This window comes from Microlunatus flavus, assembly GCF_900110855.1.
Taxonomy (GTDB): domain Bacteria; phylum Actinomycetota; class Actinomycetes; order Propionibacteriales; family Propionibacteriaceae; genus Microlunatus; species Microlunatus flavus.
On sequence record NZ_FOFA01000003.1, the window covers coordinates 1 to 21345 of the forward strand.

Sequence of the window (21345 nt, forward strand, 5' to 3'; positions counted from 1 at the left end):
GTTGCGCGAACCCGACCAGCGCCACGTCGTCCAGGTCGCCGAAACCGCCCTCCTCGACCACCGTCACCAGGTGCTCCAACGCCGTCTCGCAAGCGGCCAGCGCGAGGTCGACCGGCGTCGGCCCCGCCGCCCGTGCCGCACCCACCGCCTCGACCTCCATAGGCACGACGCTACGGGAGACCACCGACAGAATCGAACACAGAAGCGAATCTGTGGACAACTCGTGTCGACGGCTTGTCGAGTGGAGGCCGGCACGCGACGAATCGGCTACCCCGCCGCGCGCAGCACGTCGAACTCGGCGCCGGGCGAGTCCGGGTCGAAGCCGTGCTCGATGAGCCAGCGGGCGGCGACCAGGCTGCGCCAGGACCACCAGCCCCGGACGACGTCGAGGTCGACGGGGGCGCCGTAGCCGGCCACCACCTCCTCCAGGCGCTCCTCGTGGCCGAGGGTCAGCGTGGCGAGGTCGGACAGCGCGTCGCCGGGCCCGGCCTCGGACCAGTCGAGGATCCCGGTGACCGCGTCGTCGTCCACGAAGACGTGGGTGATCTGCAGGTCGCCGTGCGCGAACACCGGCGTCCACGGGCGCAGCGCCGCCTGGGCGACGTCCCGGTTGCGCTCGACGAGCTCGCGGGGCAGGACGTCGTGCACGACGAGCCAGTCGCACTCGCGCTCGAGCCGCTCCGCCAGCGTGTCGAGCGGTCGGCCGGGCCACGCCGGCAGCGGCGCCTCGTGCAACGTCCGTACGGCCGCTCCGGTCGCGACCCAGGCCTCCGAGGAGACCGTCGACGGCGACCCCAACCGGCCCAGCGCCTCGCCGCGGAGCGCCCGCAGGGCCAGCACGGGCGGCCGGCGCCACAGCACCTCCGGCGTCGGGACCGGCGCCAGCGCCATCGCCTCGACCTCGACGTCGGTCAGCGACTGGTCGGAGTCGATCTTGAGGAACACGTCCCCGACCCGGAGCGTCGCCCGCTGCCGGTGCGCGACGACGACCTCGACCGCGACGTCCTCACCCGCGCCGTCCACGTCAGCCTGCGTCAGCCCACGAGGGCCCGGTACGGCCGGAAGAACGTCCGCAGCTCCTCGGCGTAGAGCTCGGGCTGCTCGAACGCCGCGAAGTGCCCGCCGCGCGCCGGCTCGGTGAGGCTCACGAGGTTCGTCGTCCGCTCCAGCCACGCCCGCGGCGGCGTGAGGATGTCGCCGGGGAACAGGGAGAAGCCCGACGGGACCTCCACCCGGCGGGTCAGCTGGGACGCCGGGAGAGCGCCGTTCGCCGCGTACATGCGCATCGACGAGCCGATCGTCTCGGTGAACCAGTAGATGGAGAGGTTCAGCAGGATCTCGTCGGGCGTGTAGACCGACCCGAGGTCGCCGCCGCAGTCGCTCCACGAGCGCAGCTTCTCGACGATCCAGGCGGCCAGCCCGGCGGGGGAGTCGTTCAGCCCGGCGGCGGCGGTCTGGGGCTTCGTGCGGTGGACGGCCGCGTACGCGCCCTCGCTCGCGCCCCACGCGCCGGCGCTGCGCACCCACTCCTGCTCCTCCGGCGTCAGGTCGTCCGGCAGGGCCGCCGGGCTCGGGAGCCCGCCGTCGGTGCGGTGGACCGCGACCACCCGGTCGGGGTGGTCGAGCGCGAGGTAGCGGCTGACGTGGCTGCCGAGGTCGCCGCCCGCCGCGCCGAACCGCTCGTACCCGAGCGTGGTCATCAGCTCGGCCCAGAGACCGGCGACCTGCACCGAGTCGAGCGGGGTGGCGGGCCGCTCGCTCCAGCCGAACCCGGGCAGGTCCGGCACGACGACGTCGAAGGCGTCGGCCGGGTCCCCGCCGTGCGCCGCCGGGTCGACGAGCAGCGGCAGCACCTTGAGGTAGCGCCAGCAGGAGTCCGGCCAGCCGTGCGACAGCACCAGCGGCATCGCGCGCCCTGCGCTCGCGCCGCCCGAGCCGCCCGAGCCGCCCGACGGGACGGCCCGCGCGTGGATCACGTGGACGTCCAGCCCGCCGACCTGCACCCGGAACCGCGGCAGCGCGTCGAGCGCCGCCTCCTGCGCCGCCCAGTCGAACCCGTCGGCCCAGTACGCGCAGAGCTCGCGCAGGTAGGCGACGTCGGTCCCGAGCGACCAGCCCGCGGCGGCGGGCTCGTCCGGCCAGCGCGTGCTGCGGAGGCGTCGGCGCAGGTCGTCGACCGCCTGCGCCGGCGTCGCGGACCGGAAGGGTGCCGGTTCGGTGGCCACGTCCTGACCTTACGAAGCCGGGACCCGTCCCGACCAGCACAATTCCCTGGGCGTCCCTTGTCCCTGGGGCACCCGGGCGCTCGAGAAGGCTGGGAGCCAGGAGAGCCGACGCAGGACAGGAGCAGCCGACGTGACCGACGGTTCCTCCGCCACCGCGCGCACGCGGGCCGCGGGCTGGTCGCCGTGGCGGGCGGTCGTCGGCTTCGGCGTCGTCAGCCTCACCGCCGACATGGTCTACGAGGGCGCGCGGTCGGTGACCGGACCGCTGCTCGCCACCCTCGGTGCGTCCGCCCTCCTCGTCGGCCTGGTGACCGGCGCCGGGGAGGCGGTCGCCCTCGTGCTCCGCCTGTTCACGGGCACCTGGGCCGACCGCAGCGGCCGCTACTGGACGCTCACCCTGGCCGGCTACGCGCTCACCGCCGTCTGCGTGCCGCTGCTCGCCGTCACCCCGTTCCTCGCCGGCGCGGGCCTGGCCAGCGCCTGCGTGCTCGTCCTCGCCGAACGCACCGGGAAGGCCGTGCGCAGCCCGGCCAAGAGCACGCTGCTCGCCGCGGCGGCGGGTCAGGTCGGCATGGGCCGGGGCATGGCCGTCCACAAGGCGCTCGACCAGCTCGGTGCCGTCGCAGGTCCTCTGCTCGTCGCCGGGGTCGCCGCGCTGGCCGGGACGCTGTGGCCCGCCTTCGCCGTGCTCGTCGTGCCCGGGGCCGTCGCGATCGTCGTGCTCCTCGTGCTCCGGCGCCGCCTCGAGCCACCCGCGCCGAAGCCGCCCGCGCCGAAGCCGCCCGCGCCCAGCGCCACCGTCGACGCGGCCGCGACCCCCGTGACCCCCGCCCTGACCGGTGCGGCAGCGCGTCGCCTGCCGCAGGTCTTCTGGCTCTTCGCCGCGTCGGCCGGGGCCGCGACGGCGGGACTGGTCACGTTCGGCGTCATCTCCTTCCACCTCACCGAGGACCGCGTCGTCCCCGTCGCCGCCGTGCCCCTCGTGTACGCCGCGGCGATGGCCGCCGAGGCCGTGGCCGCGCTGGCGACCGGGTGGGTCTACGACCACGTCGGCGGCCGGGTGCTGGTCGTGCTCCCGTTCCTGGTCGCGCTGGTCCCGCCGCTGGCGTTCACGCGCTCGGTCCCGCTGGTCCTGGTGGGCGTGCTGGTCTGGGGCGCGGCGATGGGCGTGCAGGACTCGACGGTCAAGGCGCTCGTCGCCGACCTCGTGCCGAGCGGACGCCGCGCGACCGCGTACGGCGTGTTCGCGGCGGTCCAGGGCGCGGCCGCCGTGGCGGGCGGTGCGGCCGCCGGAGCACTCTACGAACGCTCGCTGCCCGGCCTCGTGATCGTCGTCGCGGCCACGCAGGTCGTCACGCTCGTGCTGTTGGTCACAACGCTGCGAAAGGTCGCCCGACCGGCGTCCGCGGGGGACTACGGCGCCGAACACCGACGTTGACAAAGATGCCCTGACCAGGGCGGACACCACCGAGGAGGCTGGCGCCGAGGCGTCGGCCGCACCGGGTGGCCCCGCACCGGGCCATCGCACCGAAGCGAGCTCCCGACTCCTGCGAAGAAGGTCGTCCCACCCGTGCCCACCACCAGCACCCCGAGCATCACCTCCGCCCGCGCCGGCGCCAGCGTCGACACCTCCCAGCGCGTGCGCCGCTACGCGATCACGATGGCATTCCGCACCGCCTGCTTCCTGCTCGCCGTCACCGTCGCGCACGGCTGGCTGCAGTGGGCGCTGTTCGCCGGCGCCGTGTTCCTGCCCTACATGGGCGTCCTGCTGGCCAACCAGGCCGACGAGAAGGGCCTGCGCAAGCCCGTCCCCGCGGCCGCCGACGACGCTCCCCAGCTGACCACCGGCCCCGAGCCGGAGTACGTCGAGGGCGTCGTCCTCGACGACGAGGAGGCGGTCGGCACCGTCCGCTGACCCACGCGGGACGCCCGTCCCGCCGTTCCACCCGGCCCTCGCAGCAGCCGCTGCGGGGGCCTTGTCGTCCCTGGCTGACCCGGGGTCCCCGCGTCGGCGTCGCGATGCCGGGTAGGAAGAGGTGCCGGCCGCGCGAGCGGCCGGTCCACGCGCACGCCCCGCAGCAGCGGGAGCGGCAGGCCGTGGCCGAGACCTGCCGCCCACCCTCAGAAGGAGACGACGTGACCGCCGCCGAGCTCGTGCTGGTCCGCCACGGGGAGAGCATGGGCAACGTCGCCGCCGCGCGGGCCCACGAGGCCGACGCGGAGGTGATCGAGGTCGGCCAGCGCGACGCCGACGTGCCGCTCTCGGAGACCGGCCAGGAGCAGGCCCGCGCCCTCGGGGCCGGCCTGCGGAACCTCCTGGCGGACGACCGCCCGACGCTCGTGTGGTCGTCGAACTACGTGCGCGCCCGGCAGACCGCCGAGATCTCCCTCGCCGAGGCCGGTTCCCGGCTGCCCGTCGCGGTGGACGAGCGGCTGCGCGACCGGGAGCTCGGCGTCCTCGACCTGCTCACGACGAAGGGCGTGCAGGCCCGCTTCCCGCTCGAGGCGGAGCGGCGGCGCTGGCTGGGCAAGTTCTTCCACCGGCCGCCGGGCGGCGAGTCGTGGGCCGACGTCGTGCTCCGCGTTCGGAGCTTCCTGCGCGACCTCGACGACGTGCCGGACGGCACGCGGGCGCTGGTGGTCTGCCACGACGCCCTGGTCCTGTCGTTCCGCTACGTCTGCGAACGCCTCCTCGAGGCCGACGTCCTCGACATCGGGGCCGCGACCCCGGTGCTCAACGTCTCGATCACCCAGCTCGTCCGCGAGCCCGACCGCACCTGGCGGCTCGCCCGGTTCAACGACGTCAGCCACCTCGAGGACGCCGACGTCCCCGTCACCCGCCACGGAAGCGAGACCGATGCCCCCCACCAGCCCCGTCCGTGACCTCACGCCGACCCTGCTGCGGGAGTGGTCGCTGCCGTCGGTCGGCGACTCGAAGTACTCGCGCGGGCAGGTGCTGGTCGTGGGCGGAGCCGCCCGTACGCCCGGGGCCGCCCAGCTCGCCGGGCTGGCGGCGCTGCGCGTCGGCGCCGGGCACCTGACGCTCGCCGTCGCGGACGCCGTGGCGACCGCGATGGCGGTGGCGACGCCCGAGGCCGGGGTGATCGGCCTGCCGCAGGACGGCAAGGGCTCGGTGACCGGCGAGGGCGTCGGGCTCCTCGAGGACGACCTCGGCTCCGCCGACGTGGTGGTGATCGGCCCTGGCCTCGACGACGCGGAGCTGACGGCCGACCTGCTGAAGGGCGCGCTGCCGCTGCTGGGCGACGACACCTGGCTGGTGCTCGACGCGTACGCGCTCGGCGTGCTGCCCGGCATGAAGGACGCTGTCGCCCCGTTCGCGGGCCGGCTGGTCCTCACGCCGAACTCCTCCGAGGGCGGCCGGCTGCTGGGGCGCGACCTGGACGACCTCGAGGCCGACGTGCCCGAGATCGCGCGCACCTACGGTGCCGTCGTCTCCTGCCAGACCCTCGTCGCCGACCCCGACGGAGCGTGCTGGCGCACCGGTGCCGGGCAGATCGGCCTCGCGACCTCGGGCAGCGGCGACGTCCTCGCCGGCGCGGTCGCCGGCCTCCTCGCCCGCGGCACCGAACCCCTGCAGGCGGTCTGCTGGGCCAGCCACACGCACGCGGCGGCGGGCGACCGGCTGGCCGCCGCCGTGGGACGGCTCGGCTTCCTCGCCAGCGAGCTGCTCGCCGAGCTGCCGCGGGTGCTGGTCGAGCTCGGCGCCTGAGTACGCCCAGCCCGTTCCAGCCCCGCGGTCGCGACGTCAGCGCACGTAGGCCATGCCCTTGACCCGGGTGGTCTTGGACTTCTTGCCGGTGCTGGGGGTGTAGACGGCCGTGTCGAGGCGCCCCCGCTGGGTGTCGACCGAGATCCGGCGGAAGGGGTTCGCCGTGCGGCTGTGGAAGCACTGCAGGTAGGACACGATCTTGTTGCCGTACACCCCCGTGTCGACGCGGACCTTGTCCTTGCCGGTGTGGCCGGAGAGGACGATCTTGACGTTCGGGTAGCGCTTGACCACGTGGTCGAAGAGGTACTTCGGCGACATCGAGCCGTAGCCGCCGTTGTCGCCGAGGATCTTGCCCCGCTTGGTGAGGTAGGAGTGCGTGACCACGATGACGTTGCGGTGCGGGTTCGCCGCGACGACGGCGGCGGCCCAGTCGACAACCTGCTCGCGGGGCCACAGCTCGAGGTTGAGCACGAGCCAGCTGACGCCCCCGGCGCGGAACGTGTGGTACGCGTTGTCGGTCTTGCCGGGCTCGTACTGCCCCTGCAGCAGGCTGAAGCGCGCCGCCGGGAAGTAGGTGTTGTAGACGGTCGTGTCGCGCACGGTCGTCCTGGCCTTGAGGCCGGTGCAGGCGCTGCCGCCGGGGCAGACCGCCTGCGTGTCGTGGTTGCCGGGCACGGCGACGAAGGGCACCTTGGCCACGAGCGGCTGCAGCTGCTGCGCGGCCCGCGCGTACTGCGCGTGGTCGTCGGTGTCCCAGTCGGCGATGTCGCCGACGCTCACCGCGAGGCGGACGTCCCAGCTCCCGGCGTGCGCGGCGATGTACTCGCTGCGCTGCAGCAGCCGGTGGTCGTCCTCGGAGTGGACCTCCTCCTGGGTGTCGGGCAGCACGGCGATGCGGAAGACGGGGTCGTCGTCGGCGGCCGGGAGCGCGCGCGCCACGGGTCCGGTCGGCAGCGGCCGGGCGTGACCGGGCGGGTCGGCGGCGTAGAGGAGCGGGCCCTGGACGACCCACCCCTTCTTGGCCAGCGCGGACACCTGCGCGCCGCCGACGGCGAGCTGGTGGCTACGGCCCTTGACGAGCTGGTAGACGGCGCGGGTGCAGCCCGGCGCCGGGGTGGCGGCACCGTGCAGCGTCTCCCCGTCGGCCGTGTAGCCGGCGGCCACCGCCGCCTTCCGGCCCGCCGCGTCACGGGCGTAGACGTAGTCCGTCGAGCCGCTCGCGGTGAGGCGGTAGCGGGTGACGGACGCCCGGCCGGGACCGGCGCCGGCCGCGACCAGGGCGACCACGCCCTTGTCGGCGGCGCCGGAGGACACCGCCTGGGTCGCGCGCGACGGCGAGGTGGTGAGGACCGCGGAGGTGGAGCTCGCCGCGAGCCGCAGCGGGACCGTGTCGTTGCGGCAGGTGGCGGTGGCCGCGGCCGAGGCCGTGGGCACCAGGGACGACGTCGTGAGCGCCAGGGCGGCGACGACCAGGAAGAGCGCGCGGGTGCGCGGCACAAGACCCCCCTCGTGGGCTTTCGGGCCGGTCGCCGCGACGGTGCGGGCGGGACCGGTCGAGCCGGAAGGAGGGGGGCGCTTCGACGGCTCTGGTGGGTGATCATTGTCGACCGGGAACGTTCCCGGGCGCAGGCGAAGTGTGCCTCTGAGACCGACGTCACCGCAACGGGTCGACGGTTTCGCGCTGAGGCGTCGGCCTGCCTAGGCTGGGCCGCGGTGTGCCGGGAAGTCTGGTCGGCGACGACTCAGACGACCCCGGAGGCCCCGTGAGCCCGAACGACCCGCTCCCCCCGCTGGCCCGCAGCGTCTTCCCCCGCGGCTCCTGGAGCGAGGCCACCCGGATCGCCGACGTGCTGCGGCGCGAGACCGTGGGCGGCGCGCTCCTGCTCGCCGCCACCGTGGTCGCGCTCGTCTGGGCGAACTCACCGTGGGCGAGCGCGTACGCGGCCCTGCGCGACCTGCGCGTCGGGCCGGCCGCCCTGCACCTCGACCTCAGCCTCGGGGCGTGGGCCGCCGACGGGCTGCTCGCGATCTTCTTCTTCGTCGCGGGGCTCGAGCTCAAGCGCGAGTTCGTCGCCGGCGACCTGCGCGACCCGCGCCGGGCCGCGCTGCCCGTCGTGGCCGCGGTGGGCGGCATGGCCGTCCCGGCGCTGGTGTTCGTCCTGGTCAACCTGCGCACGGGGTCCGGCGCCCTGCAGGGCTGGGCGATCCCGACCGCGACCGACATCGCGTTCGCGCTGGCCGTGCTGGCGGTCGTGAGCACGCACCTGCCGAGCGGGCTGCGCACGTTCCTGCTGACCCTCGCGGTCGTCGACGACCTGCTGGCCATCACGATCATCGCGGTCTTCTACACCCGCGAGCTGCACCCGCTCCTGCTGCTCGCGGCTCTCGTGCCGCTCGGGCTGTTCGGGCTGCTCGTGCAGCGCCGGGTGCGGTCGTGGTGGCTGCTCGTCCCGCTCGCCGTCGTGGCCTGGGCACTGGTCCACGCCTCCGGGGTGCACGCCACGGTGGCCGGCGTGCTGCTCGCCTTCACCGTGCCGGTCGTGCGCAGCCAGGCCGCCGGCGGGCCGGGTGCCGGGCCCGGCATGGCGGAGCACCTCGAGCACCGGGTGCGCCCGCTCTCGACGGGGTTCGCCGTGCCGGTTTTCGCCTTCTTCGCCGCCGGCGTCACGGTCGGCGGGTTCTCCGGGCTCACGGCGTCCCTGCAGGACACCGTCGCGCTCGGCATCACGCTCGGCCTCCTGGTGGGCAAGGCCGTCGGCGTCTTCGGCGCCACCTTCCTGATGGCCCGCTTCACGCGGGCCTCCCTCGACGAGGACCTGACCTGGGTCGACGTCGCCGGCCTGGCGGTGCTGGCCGGCATCGGCTTCACCGTGTCGCTGCTCATCGGCGAGCTCGCGTACGGCGCCGGCAGCGAGCGCGACGAGCACGTCAAGGTCGGCGTGCTGCTGGGCTCGCTGCTGTCGGCGCTGGTGGCGGCGACCGTGCTCCGGCTGCGGAACCGCACCTACCGCCGCCTGTGCGAGGCCGAGGCCCGCGACGACGACGGCGACGGGACGCCGGACGTCTACCAGGTCCCTCCCGCCCAGGGCTGAGCGGGAGGCACCTGGAGCCGGGCAGGGGTCAGGCGACGGCGGCGAGGAGGACAGAGGGGTCGCCCTCCATCCACCGGCAGTCCATGACGAACCGCTCGACCCGGGGCCCGTCGGACGTGCTGCGGACCTCGAACGTCCAGGTGTTGCCCATCAGCGCGTGGCGCGTCCTGGTGACGTCGGGGCCCTCGCCGGGCAGGAAGTGCTGCGCGAGCGCGTACGCCTCGACGACCCAGCCCTCACCCCGGGTCCGGGCGGTGACGTTACTGACCAGGTGCTGGGTGTCCAGCGGGCCGACAGCGCCGATCATGGTCGGCACCACCGTGTCCCGCCCGCTGAGCACCGGGAACTCGAGCCCGATCCTCGTGGTGGCGGGCGTCAGGTCGACGACGACGTCCTCGGTGAGCAGGCGCTCGAGGACCGATGCGTCGCCCTCGTCGAGCGCCTTCGCCCACAGCAGGGGCAGGCGCGCGAGGGTGCGCTCGGTCTCGGGCGTGACCTCGGTGCCGGGTCCGCCGGCGGGGGTGGTGGCGGTGGGGGTGGTGGACGTGACGGTCATGGTCGGGGCTCCTCGGGTGGTGCGGCGTGGGGGTCGGCTGGGAGGACGCGGTCAGGCGATGGTGCTGCCGCCGTCGACGAAGAGCTCGCTGCCGGTCATGCCGGAGCTCTCGGAGGAGACCAGGAACAGCACGGCGGCGGCGACCTCCTCGGGGCGCAGGAGCCGGCCCAGCGGCATGCCGGCCGCGATCGTCTGCAGCAGCGCGTCGGGGTCGGCGGGAGCCAGGCCCTTCAGCCCCGGCGTCTCGGTCGGGCCGGGCACGACGGTGTTGATCCGTACGCCCCGCGGCGCCAGCTCGCGCGCCCAGGTCCGCGTCATCGCGACGACGGCCGCCTTGCTCGCGCCGTAGACGCCGAAGCCGCGCTCGGTGCCGGTGGCGGAGGTGGAACCGGTGACGACGATCGCCGCACCCGGGTTGAGGAACCGCACCGCGCCCTGCACGGTCAGCGCCGTGCCGCGCACGTTCGTCGCGAACGTGGTGTCGATGTCGGCCGCGGTGACTTCGGTGAGCGCCCCGAGCTCGCCCACGCCGGCGTTGGCGTGGACCGCGTCGAGCCCGGCTCCCCGGGCCTCGACGGCCGCGAAGAGCGCGGCCACGCCGGCCGGGTCGGTCGCGTCCGCCTGCACCGCGGTGACGCGGTCGCCGAGCTCGGAGGCGACCTCGTCGAGCGCCGACTGCCGGCGGCCGCTGACGACGACGTGCGCGCCCTCCTCGACGAACCGGCGGACGACCGCCAGCCCGATCCCCGACGTCCCGCCGGTCACGAGCGCCGTCTTGCCGGCCAGTGCCTGAGCCATGATGATCCTCCGTGTAGGTTGTTGACTGCTTGGTCTCGAACACTACACCCGTAGCAGACCAATTGGTCAAGAACTCGGACAGGAGGCTCCCGGTGCCACGACCCCGCACGTTCGACGAGGCCGACGTCGTCGCCCGCGCCCGCGAGGCCTTCGCCGAGACGGGCTTCGCCGGCACGTCGCTCGACACGCTCCTCGAGGCCACCGGCCTCGCCCGCCAGAGCCTCTACAACGCCTTCGGCGGCAAGAAGGAGCTGTTCATGCGGGCGTTCCTCAGCGGGACCGCGGAGGCGGTGGAGGCGGTGGAGGCGATCCGGCACGGTTCGGACAGCCCGATCAGCCGCATCCGTACGCAGCTGGTCAAGATGGCCGTCCTGCACGGCGGGGGGCAGGCGCCGCCGTCGCTGTTCATGAAGGCCGCGGTCGAGCTCTCGGCGCGCGAGCCCGAGGTCGCCACGACGGCCGCGGCGGCCTTCGACGCCATCCGCACGCACTACGCGGCGTGCATCGCCGAGGCCCAGGAGGCCGGCGAGGTCGACCCGGCCGCCGACGCCGACTCGCTGGGCGCGTTCTTCTGCGCGGTGATCGAGGGCATGGCCCTCCTCGGCGGCACGGGCGTGCCCCGCGCCCGGCTGCTCGACATCGGGCTCACGAGCCTGGCCGCGCTGCCGGCCACCGAGCTCGGCCGCGCGCACCTGGGCACGGACGACGGCGACTGGTCCTGACGCGGGCGTAGCGGGCTCCGGCGCGTCGAGGGCTCGCCGTTCCTCAGCCGACGACGACGGCGCTGCCGCGGTCGCCGCTACCCGCAGCGGCCGGGCAGCGGGCGCGGGTGGTTCCGCTGGTCGCGGTGGCGCTCCAGTGCCACTGGTCGCCGACGGTCACCAGGAGGCTGCGGGGGACGCCCACGTGCACCTGGTTGCCCATCACGTGGAGGTGGTCCTCGGGCGCGCGGGCCGATCCTGAGCCGGTCGAGGTCGTGATTCGCAGCGCGACGGGGACGGACCCGCGGACCGTGGCGGTGACGACCAGGGCGGGCTGCTCGTCCCCGGCGACGGCGGTGCCCGGGCCGGCGGTGAGGCGGACGACCAGCTCGTCTCGGACCGTCTGCTCCAGGGTGAAGGCGATGACGAGCTGGTCGCCCTGAGCCGTCAGCTCCACCGCTAAGAGGGCGGCCGGCCCTCCGCCGGGGGAGGGCCGGGTGCAGGAGCTCGTGAGGTCGCCGGCGGCGGGCAGCGCGGTCGGGGCTGCGTGCGCCTGCGCCGCGTTCCCCTCGGCCGCGGGTGCGGCTGCGCTCGTCGGGCCGAGGGCACAGCCGGTCGCCGCCAGGCTCAGCACCACCGCGGCGGACGCGCCCCGCAGGCCCCGGAGGGCGGGCCTGCGGGGGCGCCTCGCTGGGGTGGTGGTGCTGGTCACGACGGCTTGACGGTGACCGTCGTGCGCATCCACGGGTGGATCAGGCACTGGAACCTGTGCACACCGACCGTCGGCTGCTGGGCCGCCGAGGACGTGCCCGGCGCTACCAGCGTCTGGAGGAACCTGCCGAAGTCGCAGTTGTCGACCGTGTCCTGGACGGCCTGGTTCCACTCGGGCACGCACCCCTTGCCGAACTGGTCCACCTCGGTGAAGGTGTGGACGATCCCACCGACGTTGGTGGCGGCGACCGAGTCGCCCTGGTCCAGCCCGATGCTCCGCTGCCGGATCCACCAGGCGCCGCTGCCGCCGTCGGCCAGCTCCTCACGGAACTCGGGAAGGCTCACGCTCCCGGCCGACCGGGTGCACAGACCCGGGAACTCGACGTCCCAGCTGGCCTTGTCGCAGGCGTCCCGCAGCTCCAGCACCCGGTCGTGCGGGGCGTCGGCCTGCGCGGTGGCCGGGGCGAGCAGGGGCAGGGTCGCCAGCGCGAACGCGGCGAGCACGGCTTTCTTGATCATGGTGGTCTCCATCGTGGGAGTGCTCGGCCTCGGACGGCTCGTGGATGAACGGTCGACTTCGAGGTTCGCAGCCCGCGCAGAGCCCGGCCATCCCACCATTTGAGGGGGTGCCGCCGGCGCAGGCGCCGGTCCACGCCGGACCGGGGCGAGCACGCCGGGGCCGGGGGCGCACACGCTGCCGGTCACGAGCGGGGACCGTCCCGCTCGTGACCGGCTCGGCGACCACCGGGAGGGACTACGAGGCTCGCGCGGCGGGCGGCAGCAGGTCCTCCAGCCCGAGGCGGCGGTAGAAGTCGGCCCGGACGCGGTCGCCGACCCGGTTGACCTCCTCGGCGCCGTCGTCCGCCGGGTCGATGTGCACCCGGTAGGGGCGCGTCCCGCGCGGGGCGTCGACGACGGTCACGATGGCGCGCGCCACGTCCTCGGGGTCGGCGTCGGGCGGCGACAGCGCCGCCAACCGCTGGCCGACCTGGTCCACCAGCCCGGCGTAGCGGGCCTCGTACGCCTGCTCGACGGCCGCGTCGTCGGCGTGCCCCGCGTGCGCGAAGTGGTTCGTCCCGGTGGTGAACGAGCCCGGGACGACGATCGTCGTCTCGATCCCGAACCGGGACAGCTCCGCGGCGTAGCTCACGGCGAGCGAGTCCTCCGCCGCCTTCGCGGCGAAGTAGGGGGCGAGGTACGGGGGAGTGCCGCCACGGGTGCTGGTCGAGCCCACCCAGACCACCAGCCCCTGCCCGCGCTCGCGCAGGTGCGGCAGGACCGCCCGGTTGACGCGCTGCGTCGAGAGCACGTTGACGTCGTAGACGGCCGCGAGCTGCTCGGGCGTGAAGGCCTCCGTCGGACCGAGGACCATGTGGCCCGCGTTGTGCACCACGACGTCGACCCCCCGACCCGCGGCGAGCACCTGCGCGACGGCCGCGTCGACCGGACCCTGGTCGGACACGTCCATCTCGACCGCCCTCGCCGTGACGTGGTGCTCCGCCGCGAAGGCGTCGAGGTCGGACACCGCGGCAGCGTTGCGGCCCTCGGTGTCCCGCATCCCGGCCCACACGTCGTGGCCGGCGCGGGCCAGGTGGCGCACGGTCATGGCGCCGAAGCCGGACGAGGCACCGGTGACGAGGACGACCTGGGCGCTCATCGGGCCACACCGCCGTTGACGGGCAGGACCTGGCCGTTGACCCACCGGCCGGGGCCGGCGAGGAAGGCGACGAGCTCGGCCACGTCGTCGGGGCGGCCCAGACGTTCGAGCGGTGGCGCCGAGGCGAGCCGGTCGACGGTCTCCTGGTCCTTGCCCTCGAGGAAGAGCGGCGTCGCGGTCGGCCCCGGGGCCACGGCGTTGACGGTGACGTCCCGGCCGCGCAGCTCCCGCGCGAGGATCAGGGTCATGGCGTCGACCGCGCCCTTGCTGGCGGCGTACGCGCTGTAGGTCGGTAGCGCGAGGGCGACCACCGAGGTCGAGAAGTTGATCAGCGCGCCCCCGGGTCGCAGCCGGCGGACGGCCTGCTGGTCGACGACGAAGGTGCCGCGGACGTTCGTCCGGTGCATCCGGTCGAGGTCGTCGAGGTCGAGCTCGGCGAGCGGGGCCAGCAGCATGACGCCGGCCGTGTGGACGACGACGTCGACACCGCCGTGGGCCTGCTCGACGCGGTCGAAGAGGGCGGCGACCTCGGTCTCGTCGGCGACGTCGGCCTGCTCGGCCACCGCCGTGCCGCCCGCGGCGACGATGTCGGTCACGACGGCGCGGGCGCGGTCCTCCCGGCCGGCGTGGTGGACGACGACGGTCATGCCGTCGGCGGCCAGGCGGCGCGACACCGCGGTCCCGATCCCTCCGGACCCGCCGGTGACGACGGCCACCCGGGGCTGTGCTGATGGTTCGCTCATGACGGCGACCCTTCCAGCGGCACGGCCCCCGCGCTTCCACGCGGTTGCGCTGGTGGTTCGCCTGCTTGCTGCCGGCCCAGCTCCTGCCGGTAGCGGCTCGGGGTCGTGCCCAGCGCCCGCTGGAAGGCGGTCGTCAGGTGGCCCGGGCTGCTGAACCCGCACGCGTACGCGACCTCCGTCACCGACGCCGTGGTCGAGGCGAGCATCTCCTGCGCGGTCCGCAGGCGCAGGGCGGCGAGGTAGCGCACCGGCGTCGTGCGGTGCTCGGCCTTGAAGACGCGCAGGAAGTGCCAGGGCGACAGGCCGGCCACCGTCGCCAGGTCGACGAGGGTGAGCGGCTCCGCCAGGTGCTCCCGCATGTGGGCGCGCACCCGCGCGGTCCGCCGCTGCTCGCGCGGGACCGGGGCCGGCGCGGGCAGGGCGGCGTAGCGGGTGAGCAGGTGGACCACCAGGAAGCGGACGGCGGTCTCGGCGTAGAGCTCCGGCGCGCGAGCGGCCTCGGCCGCCGCCAGGCCCTTGAGGAGCTGCACCGTGGTCGGGTCGTCGAAGCCGAGGCTGTCCAGGACCGGTGCCGTCCGCCGCCCCCACAGCTCGTGCGCGGCCTCCCGCACGAGGGTCCCGGGCAGCACCGCCTGGAGCGTCACGACGGTCTGGGGCGAGGTCGCCCGCCAGCGCAGCTGCGTCGCACGGCCCGGCGCGGTCAGGCTCACCGTGCCCGGTCGGTGCTCGGCCCGCCGCCACGAGCGCCCCGACGCCGACTCGATCGTCTTGGTGCCGCCGAGCAGCAGCACCAGCCGCTGCACGTCGGCCGGCGGGATCCGCAGGTCGTCGGTCTGCGCCGGCTCCTGCACGCGGCGCAGCGACCAGGCGGGCTCGGCCGGACGGCCGCCGCTCGCGGGCGAGGTCACCCGGCGACCGCCGACCCGGCCCCGGCTCCGGCTCCGGCCCCGGCCCCGGCCCCGGCGACGATCGCGCGGGCGCGCGTCAAGGCGGCCTGGTGGGGTGGGACGTCCGCCGCGGCCGCGTCGCGGAGGACCGCCGCGAGCGTGGTGCCGATGCCCGCCACCCGTTCCGCCGCGACGGACTCCGGCTGGGCGTCCAGCTCGCGCGCGACGGCCCGGACGATGCCGCCCGCGCTGACGACGTAGTCCGGGGCCCAGACCACCCCGCGGCGGTGCAGCGTGGTCGCCACCTCCTCGCCGGCGAGCTGGTTGTTCGCCGGGCCGACGACGCCGGCGCACCGGAGCCTCCCCGCGAGCTCGGGCGTGAGCAGCCCGCCGACGGCGGCGGGGACGAGCAGGTCGAGGTCGGTGACGGGCAGCAGGTCGGGGGCGACCCATCGGGCTCCGACCTCGCCGGCCAGGACGCGACGGCCGGGGTCGGCGTCGGCGACGACCAGGTCGGCGCCCGCTGCGGCGAGCGTCCGTACGAGGCGGCCGCCGACGCTGCCCAGGCCGAGCACCCCGATCCGCAGCCCGGCCACGTCGTCGGTGCCGAACAGGTGCGCGGCGAGCGCCCGGACCGCGGCGACGGTCCCGTCCGCGGTCGCCGGCCCCGAGTCGCCGCTGCCGCCGGCCGCGCTGGTGCGGCAGAACACGTGGTCGGTGCGGCGACCGACCACGTCCATGTCGGCCGGGCCGGTGCCGACGTCGGGGCCGGTCCAGTAGGCGCCCCGCAGGTCCGCCACGGCGTCGCCCACGTCGAGCATGAGCGCCTCGCGGTCGGCGCCCGCGGGGGCGGCCGCACCGGGTGGCAGCACGACCACGGCCTTGCCGCCGCCCCGGGCCAGACCCGCGAGAGCGGCCTTCCAGGTCATGGCCTGCGACAGCCGCAGGGCGTCGGCGACCCCGGCGCGCCAGCCGGCGTACGGACGGACGCGGCAGCCGCCGAGGGCAGGACCGAGCGCGGTGCTGTGCACCGCGACCACCACCGTCCTGCCGCTGCGGCGGCCGCGCGTCACGACCACCCGCTCGTGCTCGAGCGCTGCTGCCTCGACCATCGCGTCCGGGGTGGGTCCCAGGGTCGAGCTCGGGTCCGGCACGGTCTCCTCCTTCGTCGCGCGCCGGTCGGCGCGCCGGTGCTGTTCGGGTTGCGTGACGTAGCGTGGTCGAAGGTTCCGGTTCTTGAGCCGTGAACCGAAGCATCTTCGGAACCAGGCGTCAGGAGCAGCACGTGGACGAAGTCGATGCGGTGATCCTGCAGGAGCTGCAGCGCGATGCACGGCTGTCGAACAAGGACCTGGCCGAGCGGCTCTCCATCGCCGCCTCCACCTGCCTCGAGCGCACCCGGCGGCTGCAGCGGCAGGGAGCGATCACCGGCTACCACGCCGACGTCGCCCTGGAGGCGCTCGGCCGGCACGTGCAGGCGCTCGTCGCGGTGAGCGTGCGGCCGCTGCGGCGCGAGACGATCGACGCCTTCCAGGACGCGGTCTCCCGGCTGCCCGAGGTGATGTCGACCTTCGTGCTCGCCGGGGGCGACGACTTCCTGGTGCACGTCGGGGTGCCGTCGAACGACCACCTGCACGCGTTCCTCATCGACAAGCTCAGCGCTCGGCGCGACGTGGTCAGCTTCCGGACCTCGACGATCTTCCGGCACACCCGCAAGACCGTGCTGGAGGCCCTGCCCGAGGGCCGCTGAGGACGACCTGGTCCGCACCCGAGCCGTCCCGGCGTCAGAACGCCGCGAGGGCGACCGGCTGCCACTCCTGCCAGGTCCGCAGCCGCTCGGCGTAGAGGGCGGCCAGGTCGTCGTACGAGCGTCCGAGCAGGAGGCGGTGGGGCGGCCGCTCGGCGTCGACCAGCCGCAGGACCGCGGCCCTGGTGTGCCGCGGGTCGCCGACCTCCCACGTCTGGTCGCTGCGCTCGCGCACCGCGCGGTAGGCGTCGGACTCCGCGCTGCGCCGGGCGCCGCGCGCGAGCCAGTCCGTGGCGTACGGCCCCGGCTCCACGTTGGTGACGTGAATGCCGAAGCCCTCGACCTCCTGCCAGAGCGACTCGGACAGACCCTCGAGCGCCCACTTCGACGCGTGGTAGGCGCCGATGCCCGGGTAGGCCCGGACGCCGCCCTCGCTGGTGACCTGGAGGATCCGGCCCGAACCCTGCGCCCGCATCACCGGCAGCGCGGCCTGGGTGACCCACAGCGCGCCGAAGAAGTTGGTCTCGAGCTGGTCGCGGACCTCGCGCTCGGTCAGCTCCTCGACCATGCCGAAGTGGCCGTACCCGGCGTTGTTCACCACCACGTCGAGCGATCCGAACCGGTCGGCGCCCTGCTGCACGGCGGCGAGGACGGCCGCCCGGTCGGTGACGTCCAGGCGCAGCGGCAGCACCGCGTCGCCGTGGCGCCGCACCAGCGGCTCCAGCCGCTCGACCTCGCGGGCCGTCGCGACGACCCGGTCCCCGCGCTCGAGGGCGGCGTCGGCCCACTCGCGCCCGAACCCGCGGGAGCTGCCGGTCACGAACCAGGTCAGGGGACGGCGGGTGGTGGTCGTGCGGTGGTCGGCGGGACCGGCGGCGGTCGAGGTGCTCATGCAGCCAGGCTGCGGCGAGCGGAGCCATTCCTCAAACGACAGTTCGCGATGTCTTCCATGCGTAAGCAGAATGTGTCAGCCTCAGCCGGTGGGGGAGTTCAGCCTGACCGGGCTGCGGGTGGTGCGCGCGGTCGCCGACAGCGGGTCGTTCACCGCGGCGGCCGAGCTGCTGGGCTACACGCAGTCCGCGGTCTCGCGCCAGGTCGCGGCGACGGAGTCGGCCGCGGGCACGAGCCTGTTCCGGCGCGAGTCGCGGGGCGTGGTCCTCACCCCGGCCGGCGCCGTCGTGGCCCGGCGGGCGGGCGCGGCGCTGGAGCAGCTCTCCGGAGCGCGTCGCGACCTGGCGGCCCTGGCCGACGGCGTGAGCGGGCGGGTCGTGATCGGGGCGTTCCCGACGGCGGCCGCGGTCCTCGTCCCGCGGACGATGGCCCGGCTGCTCCAGGCCCATCCGGGTCTGGAGGTCGAGCTGCGCGAGGGGTCGACGCCGACGAACCTGCGGCGGTTGCGGGCCGGACGGGTCGACGTCGCGCTTGCGGCGATCGGGGACGGGCTGGGGGAGCACGACCTCGAGCACCTGGTCACGCAGGTCCTTCCCGGGGCCGGGATGTGGCTCGCCGTGCCCGCCGACCACCGCCTCGCCCGCCGGGACGACGTCACCGCCGCGGACCTGGTGGCTGAACGCTGGATCGTCGGCGAGGGCCTGCGGTCCGACCCCCACTTCGGGGCCTGGCCGACGCTGACCGACCCGGTCGTGGCCCACTCGGCCCCGAGCCTGTCGACCCGGCTCGGGCTCGTCGCCGCCGGCCTCGGCGTGGCGCTGGTCCCGTCCCTCGCGGCGGGCTCGGCCCCGGCCGGCGTCGAGGTCGTCGCGGTGGCCGACGCCACGTGGTCCGGGCGACGCACGGTGGCGGTCGTGCGCGAGGGCGAGGAGAGCGCGACCCGCGTCGTCGTCGAGGGGCTCGCCGGCTGCGCCGACGAGCTGTTGGGGAAGCCGGCCTCGGCCTGAGGGTCCCCGGTCGTGGATCCCGGCGACCCCGGTGCTGGCTCTCGGGACGACTCAGCCGCCCGAGCGGGTGCGCGTGATCGAGGACGCGTCGGTCGTGGGGCCGTCGGCCAGCCGCGCGAGCAGCCGGGCGGAACCGGCGACGGAGTCGAGCAGCGCCGTACCGGGAACGCGTCGCCGGATGAACACGGAGTCGAACGAGCTCCCCGCGTAGTAGAGCGCCAGACCTGCGGCGTCGACGGCGTGCAGGCTCGCGGTCGCGCTGGTCGCGCCCGGCCCGAGGTGCGAGCAGACCACCACCGCCGCCGCGTCCACGGCGGTGGCGGCCGCGACCAGGGCGTCGGCCGGGACGTGGGCACCCAGGTTGCACACCCGGACACCGCGGGTGACGAGCAGCAGCTCCAGGCAGTCCAGCCCGATCACGTGCAGGTCGCCGGGTCCGGCGGCCAGCAGGACGGGTCGTCCGTGCCCGGCGGCCGTGGCCGGCCGGGGCTGGACGGCGAGGCGGGCGTAGACCCAGCGGGTGGCCGCGGCGCTGAAGAGGTGCTCGTGGGTGACGCTGAGGAAGCCGTGCTCCCAGTAGGTCCCGACGACGCGCAGGGCGGGGAACACGACGTCGTCGACGACGGCGTCGAGCCCGTGCCGGTCGGCCTCGTCGTCGAGGATGGCGAGCACCTGCTCGGTGTCGAACCCCTGCACCGCGAGGAGGAGCGCAGGGAGCGCGGTGGGGGAGACGGGTCTGTCGGAGGCGTTCATGGGGCGGGTGCCTTCACTGTCGGCGCGAAAGCCGACCCCCGCCAGCTACTGCGTTCAGAGTCCGCTCTTGGGCGAGGTCAGGCAAGCGTTTGCCCTGCGTGTGAGCGCTCTCACAGGAGGACGCGGGGGTCAGCCCCTCGGCGGCCACGTCCCGGCCCGAGGGGCGGCGTCGCGCGGCCGCCGGTGCGGTCAGCCCGCCGGCTGGTCGCGCAGCGAGCCCCACACGTGCCAGCGCTCGATCTCCAGCCGTGTCGCCACCCGCGGGTGCTCGCGGTCCGGGTACGGCCGGCCGGTGTAGTGCGTGGACAGGGCGTCGATCTCGCGCAGCCCGACGTCCTCGGTGATCTCGCCGACGCGCCCCTGCACGCTCACCTGGGTGTACCAGTCCGCGCTGTCGAGGACCGTGAGCGAGACCCGGGGATCGCGGTGCAGGTGCTTGAGGCGTGCTCGGGTCGCGTCCAGGCCCAGGAGGATGCGGCCGTCGTCCTCGAGGAGGTACCACGTCGCGACGGTCACGGGCCGTCCGTCGGCCGCGACCGTGGCCATGACGGCGGGGTTGGGGCGGCGGAGCAGGTCGAGCACGCGCTCGGGGATCGGGCTGTCGGGCATGGGCTCAACGTACGTCCGTGGCGCCTCGGCGCTCCGCGGAGGACGCGGCGGTGGAGACGGCGACGCCCCCGCACCCCGAGGACCCGGGTCCGCTCGGCCTCGACGACCCGTCCGGAAGACGGTGGGAGCGCCGTCGGCGTCGTGCGGTCGCCGTGTCCCCGTCGACCTGGCGCAGAATGCTGCCGCGCCACCTGTTCCCACCCCTGCGAGAGGCCCCGCGATGCCGTGGTTCGACCTGCCCGAAGACCAGCTCCGCACCTACCGCACGGCGACCCCCGAGCCCGAGGGTCTCGACCAGTGGTGGGCCGCGCGGATCGAGGAGGCGCGCTCGACGGCGCGGGAGACGACGCTGCGCCGGCACCAGCCGGAGACGTACGGCGACCTCGGGGTCTGGGACGTCGAGTTCTCCGGGGGGCGCGGCGACCGCATCCGCGGGTGGTACCTGAGGCCGCCCGGAGCTGGGGACGAACCCCTCCCGGTGGTCGTGACCTACATCGGCTACGGCGGCGGGCGCAGCGTGCCCAGCGACCACCTGGGCCTCGCCGCCCTCGGCTTCGCCAACCTCGTGATGGACACCCGGGGACAAGGAGGCCGGTGGTCGACCGGCGCCACGCCCGACGGGCAGGGCTCGGGAACGTTCGCCGAGCGCTCCGAGGTCATGACCCGGGGGATCACCCGCCCCGAGGACTACTACTTCACGCGGCTCTACGTCGACGCCGTGCGCGCGGTCGAGGTCGCGGCCGAGCTCCCCGGCGTCGACCCCGACCGGCTCGCCGTGACGGGCGGCAGCCAGGGCGGAGCGCTGTCGCTGGCCGCCGCCGCACTGGCTCCGAGCCGGGTGAGGGCGTGCGCGGCGGACGTGCCGTTCCTGTGCGACATCCGGCGCGCCATCACCCTGACCGCGGCGTACCCGTACGCCGAGGTGGCCGACTTCCTCGCGAACCACCTCGACCTGGTCGACACCGCGCTGGAGACCCTGCGCTACGTCGACAACGCCCTGCTCGCCAGCCGCATCACCGCGGAGACCTCGGTCGTGGTCGGGCTGATGGACGAGATCTGCCCGCCGTCGACCGTGTTCGCGGCCTACAACGCCATCGACGCCCCGAAGCGGATCGAGGTCAACCCGTTCGGCGTCCACGCCCAGAGCCGGCAGCACGACGAGCGCAAGCTGCGCTTCCTGCGCGAGCTCCTGATGCCCTGAGCACGCCAGGACGCCACGCCCACCGACGCCGGTGCGC

At 75.1% G+C, this 21345-nt stretch carries 23 protein-coding genes; 9 read left to right on the top strand and 14 right to left on the bottom strand.

Annotation, left to right across the window (positions count from 1 at the left end; all coding sequences use genetic code 11):
- Positions 1-267 precede the first annotated feature (267 nt).
- On the bottom strand, positions 268-1023 hold the full coding sequence (locus BMY04_RS07710; RefSeq protein WP_091178606.1) for a phosphotransferase family protein: 756 nt from the start codon (positions 1021-1023) through the stop codon (positions 268-270).
- Positions 1024-1034: 11 nt separating this feature from the next.
- Positions 1035-2225 (bottom strand): epoxide hydrolase family protein, encoded by a 1191-nt coding sequence (locus BMY04_RS07715; RefSeq protein ID WP_091178607.1) that lies wholly within the window; start codon positions 2223-2225, stop codon positions 1035-1037.
- 130 nt (positions 2226-2355) lie between these two features.
- On the opposite strand from BMY04_RS07715, the gene BMY04_RS07720 reads away from it, so the two are divergent.
- The 4 genes from BMY04_RS07720 to BMY04_RS07735 all read left to right on the top strand — a co-directional run bounded on the left by BMY04_RS07720 (position 2356) and on the right by BMY04_RS07735 (position 5955).
- The gene (locus BMY04_RS07720; protein ID WP_232506183.1) at positions 2356-3663 is read left to right on the top strand and encodes an MFS transporter; all 1308 of its coding nucleotides are present in this window, start codon (positions 2356-2358) and stop codon (positions 3661-3663) included.
- Between the two features lie 132 nt (positions 3664-3795).
- Complete coding sequence (locus BMY04_RS07725; RefSeq protein ID WP_091178608.1) at positions 3796-4140, top strand: DUF3099 domain-containing protein; 345 nt, start codon at positions 3796-3798, stop codon at positions 4138-4140.
- A gap of 221 nt (positions 4141-4361) precedes the next feature.
- Complete coding sequence (locus BMY04_RS07730) at positions 4362-5108, top strand: histidine phosphatase family protein (protein WP_198410010.1); 747 nt, start codon at positions 4362-4364, stop codon at positions 5106-5108.
- Positions 5083-5955, top strand: coding sequence for an NAD(P)H-hydrate dehydratase (locus tag BMY04_RS07735; RefSeq protein WP_091178610.1), 873 nt, complete (start codon positions 5083-5085; stop codon positions 5953-5955). Before BMY04_RS07730 ends, BMY04_RS07735 begins: the two co-directional genes overlap by 26 nt.
- Positions 5956-5991: 36 nt before the next feature.
- On the opposite strand, the gene BMY04_RS07740 is transcribed toward BMY04_RS07735, so the two are convergent.
- Complete coding sequence (locus BMY04_RS07740; protein WP_139209790.1) at positions 5992-7452, bottom strand: metallophosphoesterase; 1461 nt, start codon at positions 7450-7452, stop codon at positions 5992-5994.
- Positions 7453-7718: 266 nt separating this feature from the next.
- Here BMY04_RS07740 and nhaA point away from each other — a divergent pair, with 266 nt between their 5' ends.
- Positions 7719-9047 (top strand): Na+/H+ antiporter NhaA, encoded by a 1329-nt coding sequence (gene nhaA, locus BMY04_RS07745; RefSeq protein ID WP_091178612.1) that lies wholly within the window; start codon positions 7719-7721, stop codon positions 9045-9047.
- A gap of 28 nt (positions 9048-9075) precedes the next feature.
- Here nhaA and BMY04_RS07750 read toward each other — a convergent pair whose 3' ends face one another.
- On the bottom strand, positions 9076-9603 hold the full coding sequence (locus BMY04_RS07750) for a nuclear transport factor 2 family protein (RefSeq protein WP_091178613.1): 528 nt from the start codon (positions 9601-9603) through the stop codon (positions 9076-9078).
- Between the two features lie 51 nt (positions 9604-9654).
- Positions 9655-10401: an SDR family NAD(P)-dependent oxidoreductase gene (locus BMY04_RS07755; RefSeq protein ID WP_091178614.1), complete on the bottom strand. Its 747-nt coding sequence runs from the start codon at positions 10399-10401 to the stop codon at positions 9655-9657.
- 92 nt (positions 10402-10493) lie between these two features.
- Between BMY04_RS07755 and BMY04_RS07760 the strand changes: the two genes are divergently transcribed.
- Positions 10494-11123, top strand: coding sequence for a TetR/AcrR family transcriptional regulator (locus tag BMY04_RS07760; RefSeq protein ID WP_170854047.1), 630 nt, complete (start codon positions 10494-10496; stop codon positions 11121-11123).
- A 43-nt stretch (positions 11124-11166) separates the two neighbouring features.
- Here the strand turns inward: BMY04_RS07760 and BMY04_RS22300 are convergent, their stop codons facing one another.
- The 6 genes from BMY04_RS22300 to BMY04_RS07795 form a co-directional block, all read right to left on the bottom strand.
- Positions 11167-11814: a hypothetical protein gene (locus BMY04_RS22300; RefSeq protein ID WP_139209791.1), complete on the bottom strand. Its 648-nt coding sequence runs from the start codon at positions 11812-11814 to the stop codon at positions 11167-11169.
- Positions 11811-12344, bottom strand: a complete 534-nt coding sequence (locus BMY04_RS07775; protein ID WP_091178618.1) for a cupredoxin domain-containing protein — start codon at positions 12342-12344, stop codon at positions 11811-11813. Before BMY04_RS07775 ends, BMY04_RS22300 begins: the two co-directional genes overlap by 4 nt.
- Before the next feature lie 223 nt (positions 12345-12567).
- A complete protein-coding gene (locus BMY04_RS07780; protein WP_091178619.1) occupies positions 12568-13470 on the bottom strand; it encodes an SDR family oxidoreductase in 903 nt (300 codons plus the stop codon).
- Positions 13467-14213, bottom strand: a complete 747-nt coding sequence (locus BMY04_RS07785; protein ID WP_091178620.1) for an SDR family oxidoreductase — start codon at positions 14211-14213, stop codon at positions 13467-13469. Before BMY04_RS07785 ends, BMY04_RS07780 begins: the two co-directional genes overlap by 4 nt.
- Positions 14210-15121, bottom strand: a complete 912-nt coding sequence (locus BMY04_RS07790) for a helix-turn-helix domain-containing protein (RefSeq protein ID WP_091178621.1) — start codon at positions 15119-15121, stop codon at positions 14210-14212. The genes BMY04_RS07785 and BMY04_RS07790 overlap by 4 nt, the downstream gene beginning before the upstream one ends.
- Positions 15118-16254, bottom strand: a complete 1137-nt coding sequence (locus BMY04_RS07795) for a Glu/Leu/Phe/Val dehydrogenase dimerization domain-containing protein (RefSeq protein WP_198410011.1) — start codon at positions 16252-16254, stop codon at positions 15118-15120. The genes BMY04_RS07790 and BMY04_RS07795 overlap by 4 nt, the downstream gene beginning before the upstream one ends.
- 131 nt (positions 16255-16385) lie before the next feature.
- On the opposite strand from BMY04_RS07795, the gene BMY04_RS07800 reads away from it, so the two are divergent.
- Complete coding sequence (locus tag BMY04_RS07800; protein ID WP_091178622.1) at positions 16386-16850, top strand: Lrp/AsnC family transcriptional regulator; 465 nt, start codon at positions 16386-16388, stop codon at positions 16848-16850.
- Positions 16851-16884: 34 nt separating this feature from the next.
- On the opposite strand, the gene BMY04_RS07805 is transcribed toward BMY04_RS07800, so the two are convergent.
- Positions 16885-17739: an SDR family NAD(P)-dependent oxidoreductase gene (locus BMY04_RS07805; protein ID WP_091178623.1), complete on the bottom strand. Its 855-nt coding sequence runs from the start codon at positions 17737-17739 to the stop codon at positions 16885-16887.
- A gap of 88 nt (positions 17740-17827) precedes the next feature.
- Between BMY04_RS07805 and BMY04_RS07810 the strand changes: the two genes are divergently transcribed.
- Positions 17828-18745, top strand: a complete 918-nt coding sequence (locus BMY04_RS07810) for a LysR family transcriptional regulator (RefSeq protein WP_091178624.1) — start codon at positions 17828-17830, stop codon at positions 18743-18745.
- A 51-nt stretch (positions 18746-18796) separates the two neighbouring features.
- Here the strand turns inward: BMY04_RS07810 and BMY04_RS07815 are convergent, their stop codons facing one another.
- Together BMY04_RS07815 and BMY04_RS07820 are read right to left on the bottom strand one after the other, a co-directional pair.
- A complete protein-coding gene (locus BMY04_RS07815; protein ID WP_091178625.1) occupies positions 18797-19498 on the bottom strand; it encodes a cobalamin B12-binding domain-containing protein in 702 nt (233 codons plus the stop codon).
- 189 nt (positions 19499-19687) lie between these two features.
- Positions 19688-20107: a TIGR03618 family F420-dependent PPOX class oxidoreductase gene (locus BMY04_RS07820; protein ID WP_091178626.1), complete on the bottom strand. Its 420-nt coding sequence runs from the start codon at positions 20105-20107 to the stop codon at positions 19688-19690.
- Positions 20108-20327: 220 nt separating this feature from the next.
- On the opposite strand from BMY04_RS07820, the gene BMY04_RS07825 reads away from it, so the two are divergent.
- Positions 20328-21308 (top strand): acetylxylan esterase, encoded by a 981-nt coding sequence (locus tag BMY04_RS07825; protein ID WP_170854048.1) that lies wholly within the window; start codon positions 20328-20330, stop codon positions 21306-21308.
- Positions 21309-21345: the final 37 nt, after the last annotated feature.